The 20,738-nt window shown below is 47.7% G+C and carries 29 protein-coding genes; 3 read left to right on the top strand and 26 right to left on the bottom strand.

Translation table 11 applies throughout. The annotated features are described in order from the left end of the window. Positions 1-11: 11 nt before the first annotated feature. The 11 genes from ACKU35_RS12555 to ACKU35_RS12505 are packed head-to-tail and all read right to left on the bottom strand — an operon-like array spanning position 12 to position 7,603. Positions 12-641, bottom strand: coding sequence for a hypothetical protein (locus ACKU35_RS12555; protein WP_319759564.1), 630 nt, complete (start codon positions 639-641; stop codon positions 12-14). Beyond that, positions 634-1,284, bottom strand: a complete 651-nt coding sequence (locus tag ACKU35_RS12550) for a DUF6682 family protein (protein ID WP_319759563.1) — start codon at positions 1,282-1,284, stop codon at positions 634-636. The genes ACKU35_RS12555 and ACKU35_RS12550 overlap by 8 nt, the downstream gene beginning before the upstream one ends. Beyond that, a complete protein-coding gene (locus ACKU35_RS12545; protein ID WP_319759562.1) occupies positions 1,284-1,802 on the bottom strand; it encodes a hypothetical protein in 519 nt (172 codons plus the stop codon). The genes ACKU35_RS12550 and ACKU35_RS12545 overlap by 1 nt, the downstream gene beginning before the upstream one ends. A gap of 13 nt (positions 1,803-1,815) precedes the next feature. Continuing rightward, positions 1,816-2,829, bottom strand: coding sequence for a N4-gp56 family major capsid protein (locus ACKU35_RS12540; protein WP_319759561.1), 1,014 nt, complete (start codon positions 2,827-2,829; stop codon positions 1,816-1,818). A gap of 8 nt (positions 2,830-2,837) precedes the next feature. Further along, the gene (locus tag ACKU35_RS12535; protein WP_319759560.1) at positions 2,838-3,797 is read right to left on the bottom strand and encodes a hypothetical protein; all 960 of its coding nucleotides are present in this window, start codon (positions 3,795-3,797) and stop codon (positions 2,838-2,840) included. Positions 3,798-3,807: 10 nt separating this feature from the next. Continuing rightward, positions 3,808-4,035, bottom strand: coding sequence for a hypothetical protein (locus ACKU35_RS12530; RefSeq protein ID WP_319759559.1), 228 nt, complete (start codon positions 4,033-4,035; stop codon positions 3,808-3,810). Further along, entirely contained in the window at positions 4,025-4,348 is a 324-nt protein-coding gene (gp10, locus tag ACKU35_RS12525) for a capsid staple protein (protein WP_319759558.1), read from the bottom strand. Before gp10 ends, ACKU35_RS12530 begins: the two co-directional genes overlap by 11 nt. Beyond that, positions 4,323-6,239: a hypothetical protein gene (locus tag ACKU35_RS12520; protein WP_319759557.1), complete on the bottom strand. Its 1,917-nt coding sequence runs from the start codon at positions 6,237-6,239 to the stop codon at positions 4,323-4,325. Before ACKU35_RS12520 ends, gp10 begins: the two co-directional genes overlap by 26 nt. Then, a complete protein-coding gene (locus ACKU35_RS12515) occupies positions 6,236-6,823 on the bottom strand; it encodes a hypothetical protein (RefSeq protein WP_319759556.1) in 588 nt (195 codons plus the stop codon). The genes ACKU35_RS12520 and ACKU35_RS12515 overlap by 4 nt, the downstream gene beginning before the upstream one ends. Beyond that, entirely contained in the window at positions 6,816-7,265 is a 450-nt protein-coding gene (locus tag ACKU35_RS12510; RefSeq protein ID WP_319759555.1) for a DUF5675 family protein, read from the bottom strand. Before ACKU35_RS12510 ends, ACKU35_RS12515 begins: the two co-directional genes overlap by 8 nt. Further along, entirely contained in the window at positions 7,265-7,603 is a 339-nt protein-coding gene (locus tag ACKU35_RS12505) for a hypothetical protein (protein WP_319759554.1), read from the bottom strand. The genes ACKU35_RS12510 and ACKU35_RS12505 overlap by 1 nt, the downstream gene beginning before the upstream one ends. A gap of 248 nt (positions 7,604-7,851) precedes the next feature. Here ACKU35_RS12505 and ACKU35_RS12500 point away from each other — a divergent pair, with 248 nt between their 5' ends. From ACKU35_RS12500 to ACKU35_RS12490, 3 genes are all read left to right on the top strand, one after another. Beyond that, positions 7,852-9,036, top strand: a complete 1,185-nt coding sequence (locus ACKU35_RS12500) for an SEC-C domain-containing protein (RefSeq protein WP_319759553.1) — start codon at positions 7,852-7,854, stop codon at positions 9,034-9,036. A 117-nt stretch (positions 9,037-9,153) separates the two neighbouring features. After that, positions 9,154-9,852 carry a hypothetical protein gene (locus ACKU35_RS12495; protein ID WP_319759552.1) on the top strand — a complete coding sequence of 233 codons (699 nt, stop codon included), beginning with the start codon at positions 9,154-9,156 and terminating at the stop codon, positions 9,850-9,852. A 60-nt stretch (positions 9,853-9,912) separates the two neighbouring features. Continuing rightward, positions 9,913-11,169, top strand: a complete 1,257-nt coding sequence (locus ACKU35_RS12490) for a pentapeptide repeat-containing protein (RefSeq protein ID WP_319759551.1) — start codon at positions 9,913-9,915, stop codon at positions 11,167-11,169. On the opposite strand, the gene ACKU35_RS12485 is transcribed toward ACKU35_RS12490, so the two are convergent. From ACKU35_RS12485 to ACKU35_RS12415, 15 genes are all read right to left on the bottom strand, one after another. After that, positions 11,166-11,363: a MerR family transcriptional regulator gene (locus tag ACKU35_RS12485; protein WP_319759550.1), complete on the bottom strand. Its 198-nt coding sequence runs from the start codon at positions 11,361-11,363 to the stop codon at positions 11,166-11,168. The genes ACKU35_RS12490 and ACKU35_RS12485 overlap by 4 nt on opposite strands. 1 nt (position 11,364) lies before the next feature. After that, positions 11,365-12,018 carry a hypothetical protein gene (locus tag ACKU35_RS12480; protein WP_319759549.1) on the bottom strand — a complete coding sequence of 218 codons (654 nt, stop codon included), beginning with the start codon at positions 12,016-12,018 and terminating at the stop codon, positions 11,365-11,367. A gap of 9 nt (positions 12,019-12,027) precedes the next feature. Continuing rightward, entirely contained in the window at positions 12,028-13,500 is a 1,473-nt protein-coding gene (gene terL / locus ACKU35_RS12475) for a phage terminase large subunit (RefSeq protein WP_319759548.1), read from the bottom strand. Next, positions 13,497-14,090, bottom strand: a complete 594-nt coding sequence (locus ACKU35_RS12470; RefSeq protein ID WP_319759547.1) for a tyrosine-type recombinase/integrase — start codon at positions 14,088-14,090, stop codon at positions 13,497-13,499. The genes terL and ACKU35_RS12470 overlap by 4 nt, the downstream gene beginning before the upstream one ends. Before the next feature lie 184 nt (positions 14,091-14,274). Further along, complete coding sequence (locus ACKU35_RS12465) at positions 14,275-14,799, bottom strand: hypothetical protein (RefSeq protein WP_319759546.1); 525 nt, start codon at positions 14,797-14,799, stop codon at positions 14,275-14,277. A gap of 176 nt (positions 14,800-14,975) precedes the next feature. Continuing rightward, complete coding sequence (locus ACKU35_RS12460) at positions 14,976-15,905, bottom strand: hypothetical protein (RefSeq protein WP_319759545.1); 930 nt, start codon at positions 15,903-15,905, stop codon at positions 14,976-14,978. A 221-nt stretch (positions 15,906-16,126) separates the two neighbouring features. Further along, positions 16,127-16,507 (bottom strand): hypothetical protein, encoded by a 381-nt coding sequence (locus ACKU35_RS12455; protein WP_319759544.1) that lies wholly within the window; start codon positions 16,505-16,507, stop codon positions 16,127-16,129. After that, positions 16,504-17,007 carry a hypothetical protein gene (locus tag ACKU35_RS12450; RefSeq protein WP_319759543.1) on the bottom strand — a complete coding sequence of 168 codons (504 nt, stop codon included), beginning with the start codon at positions 17,005-17,007 and terminating at the stop codon, positions 16,504-16,506. Before ACKU35_RS12450 ends, ACKU35_RS12455 begins: the two co-directional genes overlap by 4 nt. Positions 17,008-17,012: 5 nt before the next feature. Continuing rightward, positions 17,013-17,201 carry a hypothetical protein gene (locus ACKU35_RS12445; RefSeq protein ID WP_319759542.1) on the bottom strand — a complete coding sequence of 63 codons (189 nt, stop codon included), beginning with the start codon at positions 17,199-17,201 and terminating at the stop codon, positions 17,013-17,015. Continuing rightward, on the bottom strand, positions 17,201-17,362 hold the full coding sequence (locus ACKU35_RS12440; protein WP_319759541.1) for a hypothetical protein: 162 nt from the start codon (positions 17,360-17,362) through the stop codon (positions 17,201-17,203). Before ACKU35_RS12440 ends, ACKU35_RS12445 begins: the two co-directional genes overlap by 1 nt. A 35-nt stretch (positions 17,363-17,397) precedes the next feature. Then, positions 17,398-17,712 (bottom strand): hypothetical protein, encoded by a 315-nt coding sequence (locus ACKU35_RS12435; protein ID WP_319759540.1) that lies wholly within the window; start codon positions 17,710-17,712, stop codon positions 17,398-17,400. Positions 17,713-17,728: 16 nt separating this feature from the next. After that, positions 17,729-18,274: a hypothetical protein gene (locus ACKU35_RS12430; RefSeq protein ID WP_319759539.1), complete on the bottom strand. Its 546-nt coding sequence runs from the start codon at positions 18,272-18,274 to the stop codon at positions 17,729-17,731. Next, entirely contained in the window at positions 18,274-18,828 is a 555-nt protein-coding gene (locus ACKU35_RS12425) for a hypothetical protein (protein ID WP_319759538.1), read from the bottom strand. Before ACKU35_RS12425 ends, ACKU35_RS12430 begins: the two co-directional genes overlap by 1 nt. An 8-nt stretch (positions 18,829-18,836) precedes the next feature. Beyond that, positions 18,837-19,061 (bottom strand): hypothetical protein, encoded by a 225-nt coding sequence (locus ACKU35_RS12420; protein WP_319759537.1) that lies wholly within the window; start codon positions 19,059-19,061, stop codon positions 18,837-18,839. Between the two features lie 266 nt (positions 19,062-19,327). Continuing rightward, positions 19,328-20,674: a replicative DNA helicase gene (locus ACKU35_RS12415; protein WP_319759536.1), complete on the bottom strand. Its 1,347-nt coding sequence runs from the start codon at positions 20,672-20,674 to the stop codon at positions 19,328-19,330. Positions 20,675-20,738 lie beyond the last annotated feature (64 nt).

Here is a 20,738-nt window from a genome sequence, read left to right as displayed (position 1 = left end):
AAAATTACTCCTTAAAAGAATGCAGGGCTGTTGATTTCCTGTTTGCAGTCGGTTCCGCCACGCATTTCCCGGATCCGGATCTCAGCCAGACCGTTATCAAACTTTTTCTGCTCAACCTGTACCCGGGCAGGATCCGACCAAGGCTTATCCGGGACCAGCATAAGCATAGCTTTAGCTCCCGAAGCTATGATCTCACCGTGGAAATCCAGCAAAAACTTGGGACAGACGCCAGCTGTCACATACGGGGCCAGAACATTAACGGTCTGCAATGCCGCTTCTTCATCCTCACGAGGACAGGGAATAAGGCGCACAACACCAGGCTCTTCAACCTGAAAAGAATTAGGAATGCCCGGTTCATCACGCACAACACGGTCATCAAGAGGAATCAGGATCTCACCTCGAAAGGAAGCCTCACGAGTACTGACCACAGTAGCATCAGGCGGAGGCTCGAAAACATAACGGCACTCATCCTTGTAAACATCCATAAGGTCGGAACGATGCCGCCAGACACGAGTTTCTTTACAAAAACGAATTGCGGCACTGCGCAGTTCTGAAATGATCTGCGGAACCGGACAACGTGGGAGAGAGGATTGCAGCAAGGGCAGAAAATCGCGCCAACCGACCATAAGAAGATTAGCCATTATTTACCTTCCCGCTGTTAGGGCTGATCAACAGCCGTGCCTTGGCTTCTTCGCCGATAGAAACATACATCTGACGTAGACAATCCATGCCTTTCCGCCAGCTGTTGGGAGAAGAATTATTTCGCGCCCAGCAACGATAAAGTACGTAATCTTCCAGAGGATCGGAAAAGATGTCCGGCACAATCAGTTTCTGTTCAATCGACTCAAGCTTCGGAGGCCTGCGCGAATATTCCAGTTCAACACGCACACCTGCAGCCGGAGCAGGAGAAACCCAAAACACGGTCGGAACCTCTTCCTCAAAGGCGTAATTATCCACCACTGAAGAGGGAGGTTCCCCGTGCCATGCAAGGTTGGACTCATCAAGAGATTCCCGGTCAACCGGCGTAATGGCCAAGCCGGGAGTACCATCAGCTTTGACGTTCCTGACCAGACCGATAAAACGGCCTTGATCAGGAACATCCTGCCGAGTGGAACCCGGTGCAAGCTCTACCCGCTCCACCACGGAGCTGGCGTCCGGCCGGAGCATTACCAAATGACGCTGCGCCTTAGTGAGGAGATCAAGAAGATCCTCATCACTCCAGCGCACACCATCAGGGTCATGCAGGACCTTGCGCAAACCGGTGATGTGTTCCGAAGCTTTCATCAGTCAACGACCCTGATATTGTAACGAGGGACCTGACGTTCACGATAGGTAACGCCGTTTCCATCACCTTCGTCATAGACTTCACGCGAGGTGTATTCAGCATCCCTGAGAACCTTATAAATAGACTTAGGGACCTGCACATCAACACCGCGCTTGATCTGATAAGGGACCGCATTCACGGAGGCAAAGACATCATCCTTGCCGTCAGCCCCTTCGCCTTCGGCAATGTGGATGGTGACCTTTTTTTCATTCTGCAGCCGCTTAAGTTCAGACTTTTCAACCTGTGCGGCATGCTTATCAAGTTTGCGGTTTTCAGCCTCAAGCTTTTCACGGGCAGATTTTTCAAGCTCTAACTCAGTAGAGAGCATAGCTCTTGCGCCTTCGGACTGTTGAAGAGCTTCTTCTTTCTCAGCAAGCTGCTGGCGAAGTTCAGCCACTTCTTCAGGGGTCAAGGCTTCTACCTTAGCCTGATCCTTACTACCGGAGGAATCCTGCGGTTTCTTGTCTTCCTTACTCATTTCAAATCACCCCTTATGCTTCCGGAGGAATTTCAGTTACAGCCACTTCAAGGCGGACCATCCAGGCATCATTCAGAATAGCGCCGGTGTAGTATGTGATCCAACCGACACTGCCTCGCTGTCCGAGCTTATCGCTCTTACTTGGGGTATCGGGATTTACGACCTTTGGAACAACAGCTTCTTTGCCTTTAAGAGCTACATCCCCGTAAGCATCAGCCCCGATAATGTAGATAGGATAGACATCAGCATTGGTGCCGGATTCGGAAAGCATTTCCGTTCCGGAAGCGGCTTTTGCTCCCCCGGCATCGACAATGGGTTCAATAGAAGTGGAAACCACGTAGCGGACATCTTCAACCTTACCGATTTCATTCTCGTGAGGAGTTAGCTGGCCGTATTCTTCCACCGGAACAAAACCGGGCATTTCACGGATATCAGATTCGCAATCGGAATGAGTGATACCGATGAAAGAAGCTGCAACGGCCTTGGTTCCGTACTTCACGCTGGAAGACATAACCTTGGTAACCTTACGGGCTTTCTGCCGCTTAAGGGCACGGGTGGCCAGACGCTGCGAGCTCTTGGTGATGGGCTTGGTAACTGTTCCCCGGGATGTTCCTCCGGAATAGATAACATTGGTACCGGCACGGACGATGCCTTCCAGAACCATATCGAGGGTCTGCCCGGCCTGTTCACCCAGAATGTCCATGGATTCCTGAAGCACAGGATCCTCGTGGGTATCCTGAATCACATCGGTAAGTTCAATGTAGTCACCGTACTGCTTCAAAGTAGCGGTAACGTCTGTCTTGGTAAGCTTTTTACCGGCAGGAGTTACGCCCTCAACAATTGGTGTGGTTGCCGGTTCAAGGGCATTGTATCTACGCCATTTAACAAACTGCCCTTTATTCTTGGGCATCTTGAGGGACTGCCCGAATTTACCGAAGATATTATAGTTATCCGCCCTCTTTAGAAAACCGGGTACAGAATAGCCGGCTGTTCTAGGACTGATATCTCCATACATGGTAGTTGCCATTTCAACTCCTAATCGTCAGCCGCTGCGGCATCGAACCCGCCGTCAAAATCATCCTGATCGGGTCCGCGCCTGCCGCTCACAGCCTTGCGTTTACCGGGCACCGCAAGGACATCTCTAGCCGCTTTCTTATCGACCTTATCCTTTCCGGCTCCGGAGGTTACTTCCTTGTATCTGGTCAACAAATCGGACACTTGTGCAGCACTACCGGAAGCCTGAATCTGCTTGGCTTCAACAGCTTCTTTGTAAGGCAATCCTTCAACCCAACTGTTAAAACCGGCATTAAACTGACCAAGTTTTTCAGGGTCCCCGACAAGCTGAGCATATTCAGGATGGGCCTTACCTATTTCATCAAAATGAGCTCTACGCGCTTCCTGCTCATGCCTGCTGATTACTGCATCCACACGGGGATTCACCTGACGTAACTGATATGCTGATTCCAGCATGCCCATAACGGCTTCAGGACCGTATTCCACCAGATTGGCTCGGTAACGCCGGCCCTGCTCGGAGTCCTCCAGCAGGATACTTTTATACTGCGGATTGAGACTCAGTATTGCATCTGCCTCAGCCTTGATGTCTTCGGAAGCATCTACCAAGGCGGGAGAATCCACTTCGGACTGGTCAGGCTGTTCCTGTTTGCCGAAGTACTGATCCAGAATCTTCCGGCCTTCAGCCAGTGAATCCATGTCTTCTGTGTCCGATGAATCCGGCTCTTCCCCGGATTCCTCCTCTTCAGGTAAAATCTGGTCTGAAGCGGACCCGGCATCAGCCTCAGGGTCATCATCTTCGGACAGGGGGTCACCCTCACCCCCGTCTTCGGCTTCCAGCTCTGAATCATCAGACGCTTCCTGCGGATCCTCATTCAAGGATTCATCAGCAAGCTCATCACCTGATTCAGCTGCATCAAAAGCACTTTCAAAATCTTCCTGTTCCTGCGTCTTTTCATCAGTATGGAGTGTTTCTTCAGCCATCATTTCCTCCTTAGTAAGGATTCTTGCTTTCTTTAGTTTCCTTGAGCGGAGTCAGATCCTGCAGAAAATCCCGATAAGCCTTGATCCTGCCCTGCAACTGGGGAACAGCTTCAACATGGGCATTGACCAGATTTTCTGTTTCTTCCTGAATCCGCAACTTTAGAAATTCACGCACCTTGTTTACGGTTGATCCGCCGCATTCAAGGAGTTCTTTTATTTTCATCTGGCTAGTCATCATCTTCATCAACTCCGGCGTTAAATCCATCTTCAAAACTTCCGGCGGAATCGATCCCCAGTGCCACCAGCTGCAGCTCAATATTTTTGTCCTTGCCGCCCGGTTGCGCCCTGGCACCGCAGACAGAAGCTCTTGCTTCCAGCTTCACGGTGGAACCGACCTTCATATCTTTGGGCTTCAAACCCAGCTTAGAAATAATCTTGTCGTCCAAATGGAGTCGCAAACCCCACGGAAACTCTTCATGCTCCGCGACAACTTCAACCTTGGAAGACTTTTTTTTCTTCTCCTGCTTAAGCCGCAAATCCACCAGCTTCATGCTGACCTCCTTCCGGCATCAACGCACCGGTCTGCTGTTGCAGCATGGAAAGCAGCCCCTGCTGCACATCCACACCTTTGCTCTCCAATTCTTCAACCAGTGCTTGAACATTCGCCCTTGCTGATTCCAAAAGCCTTTCACGTTCCCAGCCTTCCTTTTCCTTGGCTGAACGCAAAACGCCTTCCGGCAATTCAAGGTTCTTGCTGATTTCCTTAAGAAGCTTTTCATCATCCACCCAGCCCTCAAAACGGGGATTGTCGGTGATGGCCAGAACGGTCTGCATGCGTTCGAGCTGCACCTCTTTGGCCATGAGAACGGAAGTCCCGGTGGCGATAATTTCAAAATCACCCTTGATGTCCTTGCGGGGATTGAACTGCATGTTCCAGAAGTACATTTTCTTAAAAAACGGACGGGTAATGTTTTCATCATGGGACTTGACCAGATCTTTCAGAATCTGGTGCGCTGCCCCGATGAGCATGGACAGGCCTCGGGCAGTCTTGCCGGCTCCGCGCATCTGGGAACCGTCACCACCCATAAAGCGCGGCACGGACATATCGTCCACCATATCGTTGAAGACGCGAACCAGAGCCATGAGCTCGTTGGTGTAGGAAGGGACAGAAAAAAATTTGAGGGCCTTGTTCATGTCCTCCACAGATCTGAAAGGCCAGAACTTGAATGCGTAGATATCGCGCGGATCCTCATCCTGAGTGAAGGCGCTCATATTGGCGGCAACCTGCGGACCACAGGAAACTGCGGCATTATCCAGCAACATGCGCATGGCTGAATTCAGAGCTTTCTGAGGATGACGCAGCAGTGTGGGCAGACCGTCTCCCCAGATTGAGTCTTCATCTTCCACGAAGTAATCAAACTGGTAAGGAATGGTTGCGCCCTCGAGCGGATTGATGACCGCCTTGATAACCTTATCGCCTAGCATCCAAACGTTGGCGGGGAAGATCTCAGCAAGATCCTCTTCCGGGATCTCGATATCCACGGAAGCAAGCTGATCCCCGGTAAGAGTTCCCCAGAACTCATAAACACGGTATCGCTTATCCATCTTGCGGGTTTCACCGCTGCCGATCTTCTGCTGCAGCTTCAGAGCCTTATAGGAGTCAAGGTCCCCGTCTTTGTTATCGCGGAGGTAATCATGGATAATCTGTTTGTTGAAACCGGGATAAGTAAGCAGATCCAGAACCTGCCTGCGATTGTAGATATGGTCCTGAAAGATATGTTCACAATCCTCAAGCCGAGTGGCATTGGCATCCGGGTACGCATTCCAGACAGAGACATCTTCATAATACGGCCGCAGCTCCGTGACCTGTGACTTCTGCAACTGCCAGCTTCCGTCCTCGGCAATGGCGTATCCTTCGCGGAATTCCTCACGCACTAAAGGCCCTTTCAGGATTCCGGTTCCGTACTTGAGCTTCTGCTCTGCCACGGACTTACAAACCGAACGATAAGACTTGCGACCGGCACCGCCCACCAGTTGATCGGCGATTTCCTCGCACATGGCCTCGCAGGAAGCTTTGGCCTTTTTATCCACCAGCTTTTCAAGAGCTTCCGGTGAAAGTTGCTCTCCCTGCGCTGCGGCCTGCTGCTGGTAATGAGCGATAACCGAAGGATGTAACTCCGGTCTGGGGGAAGGTTTCAGATCCCAATTGTGCTCTTCAGATGCAGGAAACAGAAAATCCATGACCTGCGTAAGCACGGTGTTCAGCTTCACCCGTGTAGCCGGCACGTACATCTTGGAACGCTTGATCTTCTTCAGCTCGTCTGGTTCATATTCGCTTTTCGTCTGCAAATAGTCCTTCATCCATACTTCTTCCTTGGAAGCACGGGCTGACTCCGCTTCACTGAAAAGCGTCTTTATGAATATGCCGAGATCCTGACTCATGCGGCCGCCTTAGCCTTATTGGTCGGTCTGGAAGAGAACCACCAGCCCACAGCAGAACTGGACATAAAGACAGTATTGGTCACGATATAGCGGACCATTTCATTAGCGGTATCAGGACTGACCAGCACATTATTAGTGGAAAGATACCCGGTGAAATGCTGATAAGTGGACCATGTGATCCAGCACAGGAAAACAGTCATGGTCGGACGGGTAATGCCGCGCACAAAGTCGGCCACAACCAGCAGGAAATCAGCCCAGCTCTTATCTTTACCCCGCGAGTAGGTAGCAGCGTCATGCATGAGCGAAGCCTGATAGTTCTGCCCGTCAATAATGGTTTCGGTCATGGCCCGGTCTTCACGAGCCTGCTGGACTTTCACATCACCTTCAGCACGGAGCCGTTCAATCTCCTTGTCGGTCATCTCCATTTCCTGCTGGTGCTGCAGCTCAAGCGTCTTGCGCTTCTGCCATTCACCAATCCAGGTGGAGATCCCGCCAAAGATATTCTGAAAAATCGTAGCCACGCCCCCGGTACCGATACCGAGCAGCGAAGAGCCGACAAGTTCAAATAAACCAGCATCAGCCATGATGCGCCTCCCTGATTTCGAGCAGCAGATCCCGGCCAAGAGTGGCATTAAGGAACCTGCGAAAAGTGTTTCTGGAATTCCCCACAGCCATCTGCCCCCAGATCTGGCAAACGACAGAACCAAGCAGCACACAACCGAGGGAATGAGATTTGTAGCCAAGGGATTTATCGCCGGCCACATTTCCGGTATGGGATTGGATTGCAATACGATTCGGTACGCCACGGAATTGATAAACAAATCCGTGCCAATGACCGGACCAACGGCGAAAAAGAGAATAAGTACCGATAGGAATACATGAGACAGAGGTATGATTGTCACGCCAAGGCAGCTCAATAGTGAAACATTGGAAATCTACCTCAGGAATAGACAGCACACCGAGAGTGCCCTGATCAGTAAAGGGACGGCGCAAAAGGGTTGCATCAAGTGGAGGAAGTTTACGCATCACTTGACCACCTTGTTGAAATGTTCCCAGATGGCGACACCTATAAAACCGATCCCGCCCGTAGCCAGCATCTTGAAAACCATGCACCAGAAAGCCCGGCGACCTTCAAGCATCACGCCTACAGCCTTGTGGTGGTCCCGCATCTTCTCGATACCCTTGGAGTGTTCGCCATCACCGAGATCACGGACCATGCCCATAAAATGACCGACTGACTTTGCTGCTTCCGGCTCCAGCTTGCAGGCACCATTGCCGGTATTCTGCAAGCCAATAGCTATGCCTTCAGCAACAGCAGCAGTAATTTCTTTCCGAAGTTCCGGATCAAGAACAGATGAACCCACAGCAAACTCCCAGAGGGGCTGCCCGTGCCTAGCCGACAAGCACGGGCAGCCAACGAGGTTATAAAGGCGAAAACAAAGCCTCCATACTTACGGGAATCTGTAACACGGGGTTTTGGAGTGAGGACGTGAGAGATCGTCCCAGATCAGCAGAGATCAGTGGGGAGGGGGTTGACAGGGGTGCTTAGAAGTAGTCTTTGATATTAAATCAAAACACTACTAACCCCAATAAAATTAATAGGATTTTTATAATGGCAAAGAAAATAGGCAGAAATGAACCTTGCTGGTGTGGATCAGGGAAAAAATACAAAAAATGCCATCTTGATCGAGACAAACGTGAAAAAATAAAACCTCATGATGCAAACAAAAATTTCATGAATAAATTTAACAGAAAAATATGTATGCATCCAGATGCCCCCAAAGGGTGTTCAAAAAAAATAATCAACTCACACACTATTTCTAAATGTCACCTTTCAACTATATCTCGAAATGGTAAAATTTATTTTTACAACCGAACCAATATATTTGAGATGGAGAAAAACAAGGGAATTATAAAACCCACGCTGGTTGGGACCAGTCAGGCAAGTGTATTTTTTGGTTTTTGTAGCACGCATGACAAAGAATTATTTTCGCCAATTGAAAACCAGCAGTTTCAACCCATAATTGAACATGCAATCATTGCAGGATTTAGAGCCTTTTGTATCCAGCTTTATGGAAAAGAGAATACAGTCAATCTGTTCGATGAACTTGAATTAGACAGGGGAAGAACAAAAAGAGAACAACTTGCCATGCAAGAAATAATTCAGGCTCATAAAATTGCAGCTCAGCAAGACGTTGACCAACTACAAGAAGACAAGACTCTTTTTCACTCTGCAATCACGTCCCAAAAAACCGATGATTTTTCCTATTTTTGTATCGAATTCAAACAAGCTCCCAAACTCATGGTCACTGGATATTTTACCATTGGAACTGATTTCAATGGCAAAAAAATACATAAAACATCTGCCCCTGTTATGGTAAAAGATATTGCTCAAGAAAAACTAAAAGCAATTAAATCAGGTCCAAGAATACCAATGACAGCAGCAATGTATCTTTCAAGCCAGGATAGACATTATTCAGTATTTTGTTGGCCTAAAAAAGACTCCCCAACTTTTAATCCCATCATGGAATCTCTTTATAAAATACCCAAAAATCAAATCACAGATGCACTTATATATACTGCATTAGTCCATTGTGAAAATGTAGTTTTGTCTCCAGATTGGTGGGAAACACTATCTGTAGACAAACAAGACAAATTAAATAGTCTAGCTCAGCCCACAGTAAATTCAGAAAACACACCGTTCAGTATCACTGACTTGTTAAGTGAAAATAAACCTATTTTTGATGACTGGGAACCCATTGCTTTTTATTCTGACGCAATTGAAACAAATAACTAAAGAAAGCGCTCGACATCCATGCGGGAGCTTTCTCAAATTTTTCAAAAGGTCATAACTATTCAGTCAGCATTATTCGCTTTTGCTGTTAGAATTAAATTTAAAAGATCAAGAATAAATATGATATGTAAATCAGAAACTATCGACAACAAAGATCAGATCAATTTTGAGCAAATTGCAGCTTGTCTTGTTATCCTCACGGCAGCATACAAGTTAACAACCTACATCCTAAATCTCTCAATAGTCATGTCTATAACCCAAGACTATCCAGCGGCAGCTTCATTAATAGATTCTAACGCCATAATATGGGGAAATTACGAGTTAGTAAAAAGCATACTCTTTTACGTAGCCTTTTCTCTAGCCTTTACTTTCTTCACACTAAATCATTTAATTGAAATTTTTATCACTCACAAAACATTCAAAATTTTTGCATTTACTTTTTCAGGACTACTTATCACAGCAGGAATATACAATAACAACAACGAATACATGACTATAGCAGTCATATTGATATATCTAGCATCCATACTTACATCCCTGATCAAAAACAAATATTTAGGATTTGTCTCATGCATAATATCTTCAATATTTATAATAACATTACACATAACACTAAGCCCAGACTCAACAGAGAAGACTCAAACATTAGGCAACCAGAAATATATATCGGTAAATGAAAACGGAAATATGACTAAATATATTCCCGTAGTAAAAACAGAAACCGAAATCGTAGTCGTCAACAAGTCAGGACAAATGGAAATAATACCAAATGGGAAATATAATAAGATCATTATAAACAAAAAGTCATCAACCCAATAAACAAGTAAATCCCCCATTAAGACATACATAACTTGACGAATTCACCCTAAGGAAACCGCCATGGAAACCAAAGATTGGATATTACTGAGCCTGTCATTTGCTCCGCTCATTCTTGTTTTTCTCTATTCGTACAATTATGAAGTTTTTTACTTTTTATATAATTACTCTGGAGTACGGGCTATTGTTGAAAAAATTCACCCGCCAATTGAAGGAGCAAAAGACGATTACCGCAGGCCTAGTACGTTTATGCTATGGGCGGTGAGTATTTATGTGGCACTGTTTAGTATTGCTTCTGCACGGTATGATAGGGCTGTGAATTCTTATGAGATGCAGATTACTGCTTGGCAGGCGCAAATGGCAACTGAATATAGAGGTGAAGCATGTGCAAACGTCAAAAATCTTCAAAGCAGCAAAACCCCACTAAAACCCAATATTACAAAACCTTGGACTACTTTAGCTTCTTTTTTTACAAATGAGATACACATTGAAGGAAAAGACCTTATCCGAAACACTATTTGTGCTTATAGACAAAGCCTTCGCAACGCTGTTTTAAAAAATTCAAATTTAGCACGTCTAAATCTTCATAAATCTAACTTTTCAAATGCTAATTTGGTTGGAGCTGACTTTAGTAATACAAATTTAGAAAACAGTAATTTCAAAGATTCAATATTATGCAGTGCAAACCTATTCAATGTAACAATAACTGATTCTGAGCTATCAGGATCAAACCTCATTAAAGCCAATTTAAAACGAGCTTACATCAGACATACAAATGCCACTAAAACAACCCTAGAATATGCAAACCTACAGCAATCAGATCTACTTGGATCAAATTTCAACTTTTCAAACTTTGATAACTCTGACCTAAGTCATGCCAACATTTCCATGGCAAATATGACCGCTTCATCTTTTTATAAATCAAACCTTCGACAAGTACTTGCTATAGAAACACAATTTAAACAATCACGCCTAAAAAAAGCCTGTTTAACAAATGCAACACTTGATGGAGCTAACTTTAACAAGGCAAATCTGGTTCAAACAAACTTTACAAACGCAACACTGACCTATGCCAATTTTTCAGGTGCTAACTTAGAAAATTCAGACTTTACAAACACAGACTTACTTGGAACATGCTTTCATGACTCCTATCTAGTATGCACTAACCTTGCATCTTCAAAAAGATTAACAGCTAAACAACTCTATACTGTTAACACCCTTTACAAAGCAAAACTTCCAAAAAAAATCAAAAAAGAACTCCGAAAAGCTTACCCCCACCTATTCGAAAAACCTATATGGTATCATGAGCCAAAGAACTAACACCCAACCTCCCCACCAGCATGCTCCTTAATCCACTCCCAAAGTTCAGCCTTCTCCGCCGTGTACTTCCCCTCCACGCGGCGGATAGGGCAACCTTCCTGCTGTGCCCATGCGCGGACGGTATTGCGCCCTACTCCGAAAATCTTCCCGATACTCTCTAACCCGGTAACAATCTCCAACGGCCGTACCACCATATCAGTACCCCCCTGCTGAATGAGTCATTCCGGACTGACGGACGTCATTCACCGGATGCTGCCCGACACATTCCAGATCCAGCCCGGCCAGCGCGTAGAGCATAGAGGCCACTACCGGAAACTCCTCCAGCTTGCGCCCCAGATCATCACGACCGAGGATATTGTATTCCAGCACCGCCTGCGATTCACCGAAATATAAGGTCTTGATATTCCGGGTCCGCCTATCCACCAGACGGTCATAATCACGAAAGGTGCGACTGCCGTTCATGGTCGGCGGTGAAGCAAGATCAAGCGGAGGGACGCGCAGCCTGTGCCGCCTCTCGTTGTACATATGCACCAGCCGTGTCCCGGCATGGGTGAGCGGAGTGCGCCAGATTTCAACCTTTAGCGCATCCTGCAGAGCCGCCATTTCTCGGCATAGGGTTTCGGTATCCTCATCAAGAAATTCCACTACCACATCCACCCGATGCTGATCCGTCCCGTGAACAGGCTCCCTATGTTCAGCCAACACAGTAACCGCCCCCGGCCTGACATCATAAGGCCATGCCACACCACCTGAAACCCTACGGTACGCAATGCCGGTCACCGGGTCTTTCAGGCTGCGCCGCCCGGTCATGGGCGAAGTAACAGCTTTTAATTTTTCAATCAGTCTCATAATCCACCCCTAAGACATATCGCGACCTTCAGTGAGTCCGCCCCTTCTGAGGAAGTATTCCAAGGCCTGCGTCATCACATCCACCTGGTCTTTGAACTTGGAACCGGGAAAATGCTCCACCTCATCCAGAAAATCATCCAGCCACGGAGCCGATTCCGGCAACCAGACATTGCCGCCCTCGATAGTATCCGCCACCGCCTTGGCCCTGTTTTCCTTATCCCCGCCGGTTACCGCCCACGGCACCACCGGAAGCTTACTTGAATCCTGTAAATCCTGAATAACGCTGATCCCGCTGGACTTGTCCTCGATGACAATTGCATCCGGACGATGCACCACATAGCGATCCTTGATTGCCTTCTTGAGGCCCGGGTATTCCAGCTTTTTACGGTACACATCCAACAGGTAATAGCCGTTGTAGGCCTCGCCCCAAATCTGGGCACAGGAGTACGCGCTGGTCAGCTTCGTCTTCTGGGCCGTATCCCAGTGCTCGAGAATACGGTTAAACTTGGGAAGCTTGGTATATCGTTTAAACCAGTCGATCTTAAAAATTGCACCACCTGCCGGAGCCGGACGCTGCTGGAGCTGCCCTGCGGCCTCAGTGGGAGAGGAGAAGGATTCCTCAATATGAGTCAAGGTTTCCTCATCAAACCGTTCAGGCCAGAGCAACTGCCCCTCATCCTCACGCGGATCCTCGAAACCAAGGACAGTGTGAAATTTGTTGCCCTCATATCTGGCAGGGAGGCAGAGATGGGTATACCCGCCCTTCTCCAGAATGTGACCGCTGAGATCCTGCTGGTGGCCCCGCTGCATGACAACCACGAAAGCCCCGGTCTTGGGATCATTAAGACGGGTTTGCATGGTGTTATCCCACCAATCCAGCACTTCTTTACGCTTGGCATCAGAATTGACCTCGGACATGTTGTGCGGGTCATCAGCCACAATGCGGTCACCACCTTCACCGGTTGCCCTACCGCCTACTGAGGATGAAAACCGAAAGCCGCCAGCCATGTTCTCAAACTTGTCCTTAGCGTTCTGGTCGCGCTTGAGCTGCACATGAGGCCATGCTTCCCGGTACCAGGGAGAAGTCACAATCTCACGAGTCTTCATATTGTCTCGCGTTGAAAGCATGGCTGAATAGGAGCTGAAGAAAAATTGAATCCACGGATTGAAGGTCCACTCCCATGCCGGCCAGCAGACTGACACAGACAGCGACTTCATGTGACGAGGCGGCATGTTGATCAGCAGCCGCTGGATCTGCCCGGTACTAACCGCCTCCAGATGCTCCACAATGGCTCCGATATGCCAGCCATCCACAAAGGTCCTGCCCGGCTCGATAACGTGCCAGACATTACGGATAAACTCTTTCAGCGGCATATCAGGCTTCCCGGTACCGATGTACTGGGATTCTGCCTGAGGAACCTGCTCTTTCAAATTCATGAGCAGGCTCCCCATCAGTCCATTTGCTTTCAACGATTTACTCATAGCTCGTTCATGTAGACGTCCCTGATTTCCTCAGGCTGAATGCAAAGATACTCAAGGGTCTGCCGTTGGTTGGAGTGATTAAAAATTTCCATCAAAGTCGGAATGTCCTCATGAAAAGTCACCCGCTGGTGATAACCAAATGTTTTGCGCAAGGTATGGGATCCGTAATTACCCTTCAGGTTGAGCTTAGCGCACCACTTCTTGACCAGCTTATTCACGTAGTTTGCCTTCATGTGATTGCCGTTACGATCCGTGAAAAGGTACCGCTGCTCCAGATCCTGACAGCGAATCGCCCATGGACGCACCGCTTTAAGCACATTTCCATTCAACGAGATTCTGCGTCCCTTGGAAGTCTTCTGTTCTTTCAGCACCAGCTCATCACCGACTTTGGCGTGAATAAACTGCTCAGCCTCAATCTGGACCAGATCAATGGCCCGTAGATTGGTGTTGATCCCCAGAACGAACAAAGCCAGATCCCGAGGATTGTCCTCGAGGAGCTTTTTCAGGTTCGCAATATCCTTCAGCGAAGTGATCGGATCAACTTTGATCTGACTGCCCTTTTCGGGATGATTCGGATTTTTCTTTTCCATTTTCGGCCTCTTTGCTTAAAGTCTAAGTTTTAATCATATTTTCATAAAACTAACACTTTTACAAGAGTCTTTTCTAACTTAAATTCATCAAAATCAATATAAGTCATTGATTTAAAAGAGCTAAACTGCATTTTAATCAGTCTAACATTAATACTAAAGTTAGACTTTTTGAGTTCACAAAAAATTAAAAGTTAGACTTGTCGCCGCCGCCGATTCCGAAGTCGAGAGCCGAGCGAGCTGCATTGATTTCTGTCAATCGACCAACAATCTGCTGCTGAACTTCTGGAGCAGCGCGTTGAATTTCTTCCAAGACGATGGACTGAAACTCCTCAACCTTCTTCAGCGAGTAAATTTCGCTTTGTATCTTGAAAACGAACTCAAGCTGCTTGCGGAGCTCAGCCTGCAACTTGATCAGAAAACCGCCGAGATCTCGATTCGAGCCGGCCAGCCGCCGCAATTTTGATTGGCAATTGCGATACTCCTGCGAGTTCTGATCGCCATGAAGGACAACGTGGACCATTTCAAGGAGCTCACGGCATTGTTTCCCCAAAGCTTCAAGCTGATCCGCGAGAGAAATCTTTGCGTCAATCATCTTTGGAGCCGAGAACAATGCAATATCCTTGGAAACAGCAAGGTCAATGCGCTTTTTTGCCTTTGAAACAGCAGCTTGAGACACATCAAAGAAATCGGCACATGCAACTTGCTTCATTCCGCACTCAACTAACAGTTTAATTAACACATCATGGTCAACCTTACCACTCTTGTATGACGGATGTAGCTTTAATTTTTCAAGCATTGAACTCAACTCACACTGTTATATTTTCACACTGCATTAACTTTATAACTTCACAACTTTACTTTTGTGCGGTTAAAATTAACCTCTGCTTAACCATCCCCAACGGCGATAAGTCTTCGATACTCCTCTTCACTCATTCCCTGTCCGGAACTGGAAGTTAACTCATTCACTTCCATCTGCTCTCTGCTCTGGAATCCACCACCCAAAACTTTGGCCATGTTCCCCGGTTCAACCAACCACGGGATACTGGCTTTCCAACCAGACTCACCTTCACCCAGCAAACGGGGATATTCTTTCACCAGGGAAAAATACCAACGCCACCACTCAATCCCTTTCTCCGGAGGACCACCTTCGCATTTACATTTCCGGATCTTCCTCCTCAGCGGATCAGTCAGGACTTCCGGCTTCGGCAAGTCGGGCAAAATTTCGCAAAAGGCCTCCACCACCTCTTCCCCCTCTGGGGGACTATAGGGGGTATTTACGTAGAGAGTAGGAGTAGGAGAAGGGGCATTGCTCGAATCGGCTTCGGGCATATTTTGAGTACTGCCAGATTCATGCTCAGGCATTGCTTGAGCATCAGGCTTACTTTCAGGTTGTTCAGAAGACTTCTTTTTCTTCGTATCCTTCTGTTTTCCTTCTTTTTTCCAGCGCGCAGCGGCGGCTTTTTTGGCCTTCTCGGATCGCGCCCGTGCTTCGGCGGCCCAGGGCTGCATTTCATCCCACTCGCAAATGTAGAAACGATCCTTATCTTTTCCTATAATTTCAAGATCTAAAAGCATCTGAACATAGTCGGTACGGTCCAGTTGAACCTTACAGGCAAACAACAGATCTTCCTCATCAAAGTTCACAGGAAAATAGCCGGAATCACTGGGGTAATGCTTGGCGCAATAGCACATCAGAAAAATCAAACCTAATGCTCCCTCGGCTCCGAACTTCCTCATGATTTTCTGAGTCCGGAAATCCTCTGCAAACTCAACATCAAGCCGGATGTCAGTCACATTTTTAATTCGACCAGCCACACCGCACTCCTTAAAAATTTTTCAGCTTTGCGGATTCATTGCATGGGCAATGCTCAAGCATTACTCAAGCAAACTTTCATTCATAACACGTTGTAAAGGCTCAAAAAAACAGGGCGTACCCTGAAATTTTTTCGGCGGCGCCCCGGAATTCATTAAAATTCCGGCCCTGCCCAATTTATGCACTAGCTATGCTTGGGCAATGCTAGTGCATAAGGTTAATATTACGTTTTTATATCCACCACAGGAGCCCACAAATGCAGGCAAAAGGGATGCAGATTGATATAATCCTCCGCCTTAGGGAGCACCTGCACAGCCTCCCTGTGATCCCCAAGAAAAGTACCCTTGACGTCCTTCAGATCATCCCATGACGGCAGCTTAGCTTGCCTGCTAACTGACAAATGAATCCATTCGCAAGACTTCCCGGCGTTATCGAACATCATGTCAACGGATGCAAAAACAGCCAGGCTCGTCAAATTGTCACGAACAAAGAAAGCAGCCCCTTCCAAATGAGAAGGACGTTCCTCCCAACTTAAAGGCAATCTCTCCGGCCGGAACGCTCGCAAAATGATTGAGTTGGCCATGTTTGGAATGAAGTAGGTCATGCCTTCACCCTCGGCGGTTTCATTGAAGCCAACAGTAAGGCCTGCGCAACCTCTTCATAATCAGCATGCAATGCGCAGGTCAGATGCCCAGGTCTAGCGCGTAGCCGGCACGCCTCACCAATCCACATATTCTCCTCACATTCAACCATGCACATACCTTCAGAAAGACCATGACGCCGACGAACCCCTTCGACAACCTTCCCCTGCATCCTTAGCTCACGCTCAAGTTCAGCCATATCCAGCAATTCATTAATCCCGCCGGAAGTAACTTTTAACTTTGCCCGGTCCACCCTAACAACATGAGGACCGACAGCAGTACCGCTACGCCTTGCCCGTAAGGAATCCATTTCCACCAGCTCCCAGCTACCCGTCACCTCACCACAAACGAGCACAGCCGGGTCTTTAAAGGAATCAGGGTTATTACGCACATAGAAAAACCTTGTTATCTCGGAAATTGCTGCTGTAATTTCCCACTTACGATCCTGATCAGATTTAATCATAGCGATCACCCTCGCCAAACTTTTACTTCTTGAATATCTGCAGCAGGGATTGCTGTTTCGTTGTCCCACTCATCAACAACTATGGCAAAAGCACCTTCATAACGGATTGTCTTAGTATAACTACCGCCAAGCCTTCCCTTATGAGGATATTCACGCTTAGTACCGTCCTTCATATGAATTGTGATTGAAGCCACTACTTCCTCCTCCACAAAATAGCGGGACCATTCTTCGTTACCTCAGTCCATGGATGACCCGGAGCCTGCAACTCAAGGACACCCAATGCCTGAACAAGAGTGTCAGCACTGATGCTGATCTCTTCATCCGGAGCTTTGAAAATATATTTATTCTTACCCATGGCTACTCCCTACGAGTTCAGTTATTGAGGAATCCTTAATAACTGGCTGTCTTAGATTTAATCCCAAGAAAATCAGCAAAGCTCTCATAACAATCGGAAAATTCAAGATATTCCGCATATCTTTTCTGCGCCCTGGTCATTTGACGAATCTTCCCCATACCCAAATACTCAACTTCCCATGTAGGGTGGGCATTATGAACAACTCCAGGCTTGTCTTCATCGAAATTGACTCCGATGTAGTGGCCACGATCTTCCGCGATTACCCCCGGCTTGCCGCCAACAGTTACCCGACGCCCAATACAAGCCGGCACACCATAATTTTTTTGAACATATTCACAATTTCCAGACATACTGATCTCCATCTATCTACACAGACATAAATTTATCTAAAGAACACTGGACAGCAGTTTCCCCTGTAGGACTCAAACTCACATCCGGAACATCGATCGGATATTCCCCTTGAAAAATTCCAAGCCGGCCAGGCATTGCTTGGAAAGGTAAAACCTTTGCCTGCTTGAATTCCCAGTGAACCATCTTCGGATGCTGAACAGCCCACCCTGAAGGATGAGCAAAAGTACAGCCACCAAGTACAGCAGACCCAAGAACTCCACCGCATTCAAAAACATGCTCATTACCCTGCACACGGCGAAAGAATTCTTCCTGCGGAGTTTGTCCCCAGAGCGGATGAACGGAATGGCCAAACACCTGCATGACCAGCCGCAGCGCATTGGCAATCACACTGCACCCCTTGCCGACCTCACTGCGATCCACCCGCTTGCCGGCATGAATCAAAATTTCCTTACCATGATATTTAGCACCGGCCTTCCAAGTACGATTCTCAATATCCTTGAAGTCCAGAACGATCAGCCCGGCCCATGGCTGTTGGACGGAAAGAATGGGGAAGCTAGACATCACTCCCCCCCCTCACCATCACAATCCCGGTGCCAGTATGCTTTTCCATCCGTGCAACACAACTCATCGGGATAAATGAGAACATCACAAACCTTGCAACGAATCGCTTCAACTTCTTTAACGGCATCCTCCGGATCCCAGACAGTCTCACGAGGCTCAACAAATCTATCTGGAGGCCAGCAGTTGCACACCCCAGGAGGCAATCCGCAACTATTGCAAGTAGGATACGAATAGCTCCCTCTAATATTATTCAGATCCTCCACCGCCATGAGAGAAACGAAAACCTCCACCCCGAACGGTCCCAAAAACTCCAGCTCGCCGGGCGGAACAATCCGATTCATCACCGTGTTCCGCTCATACGGGTAACCTTCATTTATATAGTAGTAGCGCAGAGAAACGACTTCAGGACTCGCCACTTGGCGCACGTAGTAGAAACCAGTCTCAGCCGGATTCTCGCTTTGCCAACTATTGCGAACTTCCAGCAATCTAATAAATTCCGGCTCGAACTCTTCCGCCTTCATCCGCAGACGATCTAAAAAAATATTTCGGAACATATTCAACCTCACACCCGATCAATCCTGATTTCCTGATCATGCTCCACATCCTTGGGACATGCACAAAGATGATCACACTGAGGACAACGCACTCGATCACCGATCTGTCGAACCCGAACAAGCTGCCCCAGACAAGGGCACTTCTTCACGTTCTCCACCTTAAAGCGCCAGGGTGAAAGACTGGACTGCTCGTTAGTGGAATGCCGCAAGAAAGGCTTCGCACCCATATTCATGATCTCACCTCCACTGCAGAACTAGGACTCCCCAAAACCCCACGACTGGACCAGACAAGATCTTTGTCCAGGACAACCAGCAGCTCACCATCTGACACGAAATCACAATGAAGAGCTGAGGCTTTTTCAATCGCCCTGATAGTTGCTTCCTCCTGACAAACTTCAGGACAAGGATCCGTCACCAGATCAACATCAGCCACAAACTCACCACGATGCCGAAATCTCAACACTGCTATATGATAGCGTTGACTCACCACACACCTCCTTTATGCCGGCAGAAAATCCAGCCAGCTCCAGTCTTCTTCTTTCTCGTTGAGAAATTGCAATCTCCTACGCCTATACATAACCTCAAGACTTCCAGCTCCTGAGTTGCGGCTCTTGGCCACATCCAAGGTAACTGGCACAATTTCACTGTCTGTCCTTGGATTCCAAGGACGAATGAAAATTACCGTGTCAGCATCCTGCTCAATCGCTCCGGACTCTCGCAGATCCGAAAGAAGCGGGACTCCGCTTTTACGACTCTCAACGTCACGGTTAAGCTGCGCCAGAACAAGCAACGACATTTCCAGCTCCATTGCAGTCTCTTTCAGAACGCGCGAAATTTCGGCAACCTCGCGCTCACGAGATCCACCTTTTGAGTCAGGACGCACAAGCTGAATGTAATCAACAACAGCCCATCTCAAACCAAACTCTCTTTTCCAGCGCCGGCACTGTGCGCGGAGCTCTGAAACAGAAAGCGAAGGCCTGTCCCAAATCCGCAACCACGGATCTGTACCTTGGAAATATTGAGCAAAGTCGTAAATTTTCTCCCAGTCTTCAGGAGTAAATTTTCCATCACGAAAACGCATACCGTTAATTCCGTGGGTGGACGCAAGAAAGCGGTTCACCAGCAAATAACTCATCATTTCAAGAGAAAAGACTCCGACAGGAATATGTTTAGCGATGGAATAGAGAACAAAATTAAGGGCAAGAGCGGTCTTACCATTGGAAGGACGACCGGCAAGAATAGCGACATCTCCAGGGACAAAGCCGCCTATGATACTGTTGAGCTTGTAAAGATGAGTTTTAACACCATCTCCACCTCTTCTTTCCAGGTCCTCCAGATATTGCACATACCCCTGCATAATTTCAGAGGGTTTCTGCATTAAGACATCAACCCGGTCCTCAAGAACCGCATCAACAATTTTTTGTGCAGCACCTGCGAATTCGGAAGGATCGGCTTCAGTAGTAAAAGCATGTTCAATAAGCTGCTGGCCCATTTGAGCCATGGATCTACGCCGAGCATACCCCTGCAGTTCCATGGCCCAGCTCTTGGCGTGACGGATCGGCTGAACCTCATTAGCCAGCTCAGCAAGGAAGACAGCACCGCCGCAAGCTTCAGAACGGCCATTCTTCATAAGCCGGTCATTGAGGGAAACAATATCGATAGGAGTCTGCTCCCGATGCAATGCCAGCATCGTTTGCCAGATTGCCTGGTGAACAGGACTGTAAAAATGATCTGGAGTCTTAAGGATAGGAAACAGCTCGTCAATGTTGCGACCGTTGTCCCGGATCACAGCACTAAGGACAGCCCTTTCGAGCTCCATATTATTGGGAGGTGCGGCGTTACTCATGACCACCTCCCACGACGAGCGGGGGCAAATAGGGGCCAAAAACAAAAAAACACCCCTTTAAAAC

Source organism: Maridesulfovibrio sp. (genome assembly GCF_963676065.1).
Lineage (GTDB): Bacteria > Desulfobacterota > Desulfovibrionia > Desulfovibrionales > Desulfovibrionaceae > Maridesulfovibrio.
This window is presented reverse-complemented; position numbering and strand designations above follow the sequence as displayed.

Bases quoted from the DNA above. Each gene is read 5' to 3' on its own strand.
- ACKU35_RS12440 (WP_319759541.1), bottom strand. From the start codon at position 17,362: ATGGGTAAGAATAAATATATTTTCAAAGCTCCGGATGAAGAGATCAGC.
- ACKU35_RS12520 (WP_319759557.1), bottom strand. From the start codon at position 6,239: ATGAGTCAGGATCTCGGCATATTCATAAAGACGCTTTTCAGTGAAGCG.
- ACKU35_RS12425 (WP_319759538.1), bottom strand. From the start codon at position 18,828: ATGTTCCGAAATATTTTTTTAGATCGTCTGCGGATGAAGGCGGAAGAG.
- ACKU35_RS12515 (WP_319759556.1), bottom strand. From the start codon at position 6,823: ATGGCTGATGCTGGTTTATTTGAACTTGTCGGCTCTTCGCTGCTCGGT.
- ACKU35_RS12555 (WP_319759564.1), bottom strand. From the start codon at position 641: ATGGCTAATCTTCTTATGGTCGGTTGGCGCGATTTTCTGCCCTTGCTG.
- ACKU35_RS12535 (WP_319759560.1), bottom strand. From the start codon at position 3,797: ATGGCTGAAGAAACACTCCATACTGATGAAAAGACGCAGGAACAGGAA.
- ACKU35_RS12470 (WP_319759547.1), bottom strand. From the start codon at position 14,090: ATGGAAAAGAAAAATCCGAATCATCCCGAAAAGGGCAGTCAGATCAAA.
- ACKU35_RS12530 (WP_319759559.1), bottom strand. From the start codon at position 4,035: ATGATGACTAGCCAGATGAAAATAAAAGAACTCCTTGAATGCGGCGGA.
- ACKU35_RS12510 (WP_319759555.1), bottom strand. From the start codon at position 7,265: ATGCGTAAACTTCCTCCACTTGATGCAACCCTTTTGCGCCGTCCCTTT.
- ACKU35_RS12415 (WP_319759536.1), bottom strand. From the start codon at position 20,674: ATGAGTAACGCCGCACCTCCCAATAATATGGAGCTCGAAAGGGCTGTC.
- ACKU35_RS12465 (WP_319759546.1), bottom strand. From the start codon at position 14,799: ATGAAGCAAGTTGCATGTGCCGATTTCTTTGATGTGTCTCAAGCTGCT.
- ACKU35_RS12485 (WP_319759550.1), bottom strand. From the start codon at position 11,363: ATGGTGGTACGGCCGTTGGAGATTGTTACCGGGTTAGAGAGTATCGGG.
- ACKU35_RS12430 (WP_319759539.1), bottom strand. From the start codon at position 18,274: ATGTCTAGCTTCCCCATTCTTTCCGTCCAACAGCCATGGGCCGGGCTG.
- ACKU35_RS12480 (WP_319759549.1), bottom strand. From the start codon at position 12,018: ATGAGACTGATTGAAAAATTAAAAGCTGTTACTTCGCCCATGACCGGG.
- ACKU35_RS12450 (WP_319759543.1), bottom strand. From the start codon at position 17,007: ATGATTAAATCTGATCAGGATCGTAAGTGGGAAATTACAGCAGCAATT.
- ACKU35_RS12455 (WP_319759544.1), bottom strand. From the start codon at position 16,507: ATGACCTACTTCATTCCAAACATGGCCAACTCAATCATTTTGCGAGCG.
- ACKU35_RS12540 (WP_319759561.1), bottom strand. From the start codon at position 2,829: ATGGCAACTACCATGTATGGAGATATCAGTCCTAGAACAGCCGGCTAT.
- ACKU35_RS12420 (WP_319759537.1), bottom strand. From the start codon at position 19,061: ATGAATATGGGTGCGAAGCCTTTCTTGCGGCATTCCACTAACGAGCAG.
- ACKU35_RS12495 (WP_319759552.1), top strand. From the start codon at position 9,154: ATGATATGTAAATCAGAAACTATCGACAACAAAGATCAGATCAATTTT.
- gp10 (WP_319759558.1), bottom strand. From the start codon at position 4,348: ATGAAGCTGGTGGATTTGCGGCTTAAGCAGGAGAAGAAAAAAAAGTCT.
- ACKU35_RS12550 (WP_319759563.1), bottom strand. From the start codon at position 1,284: ATGAAAGCTTCGGAACACATCACCGGTTTGCGCAAGGTCCTGCATGAC.
- ACKU35_RS12500 (WP_319759553.1), top strand. From the start codon at position 7,852: ATGGCAAAGAAAATAGGCAGAAATGAACCTTGCTGGTGTGGATCAGGG.
- terL (WP_319759548.1), bottom strand. From the start codon at position 13,500: ATGAGTAAATCGTTGAAAGCAAATGGACTGATGGGGAGCCTGCTCATG.
- ACKU35_RS12490 (WP_319759551.1), top strand. From the start codon at position 9,913: ATGGAAACCAAAGATTGGATATTACTGAGCCTGTCATTTGCTCCGCTC.
- ACKU35_RS12435 (WP_319759540.1), bottom strand. From the start codon at position 17,712: ATGTCTGGAAATTGTGAATATGTTCAAAAAAATTATGGTGTGCCGGCT.
- ACKU35_RS12545 (WP_319759562.1), bottom strand. From the start codon at position 1,802: ATGAGTAAGGAAGACAAGAAACCGCAGGATTCCTCCGGTAGTAAGGAT.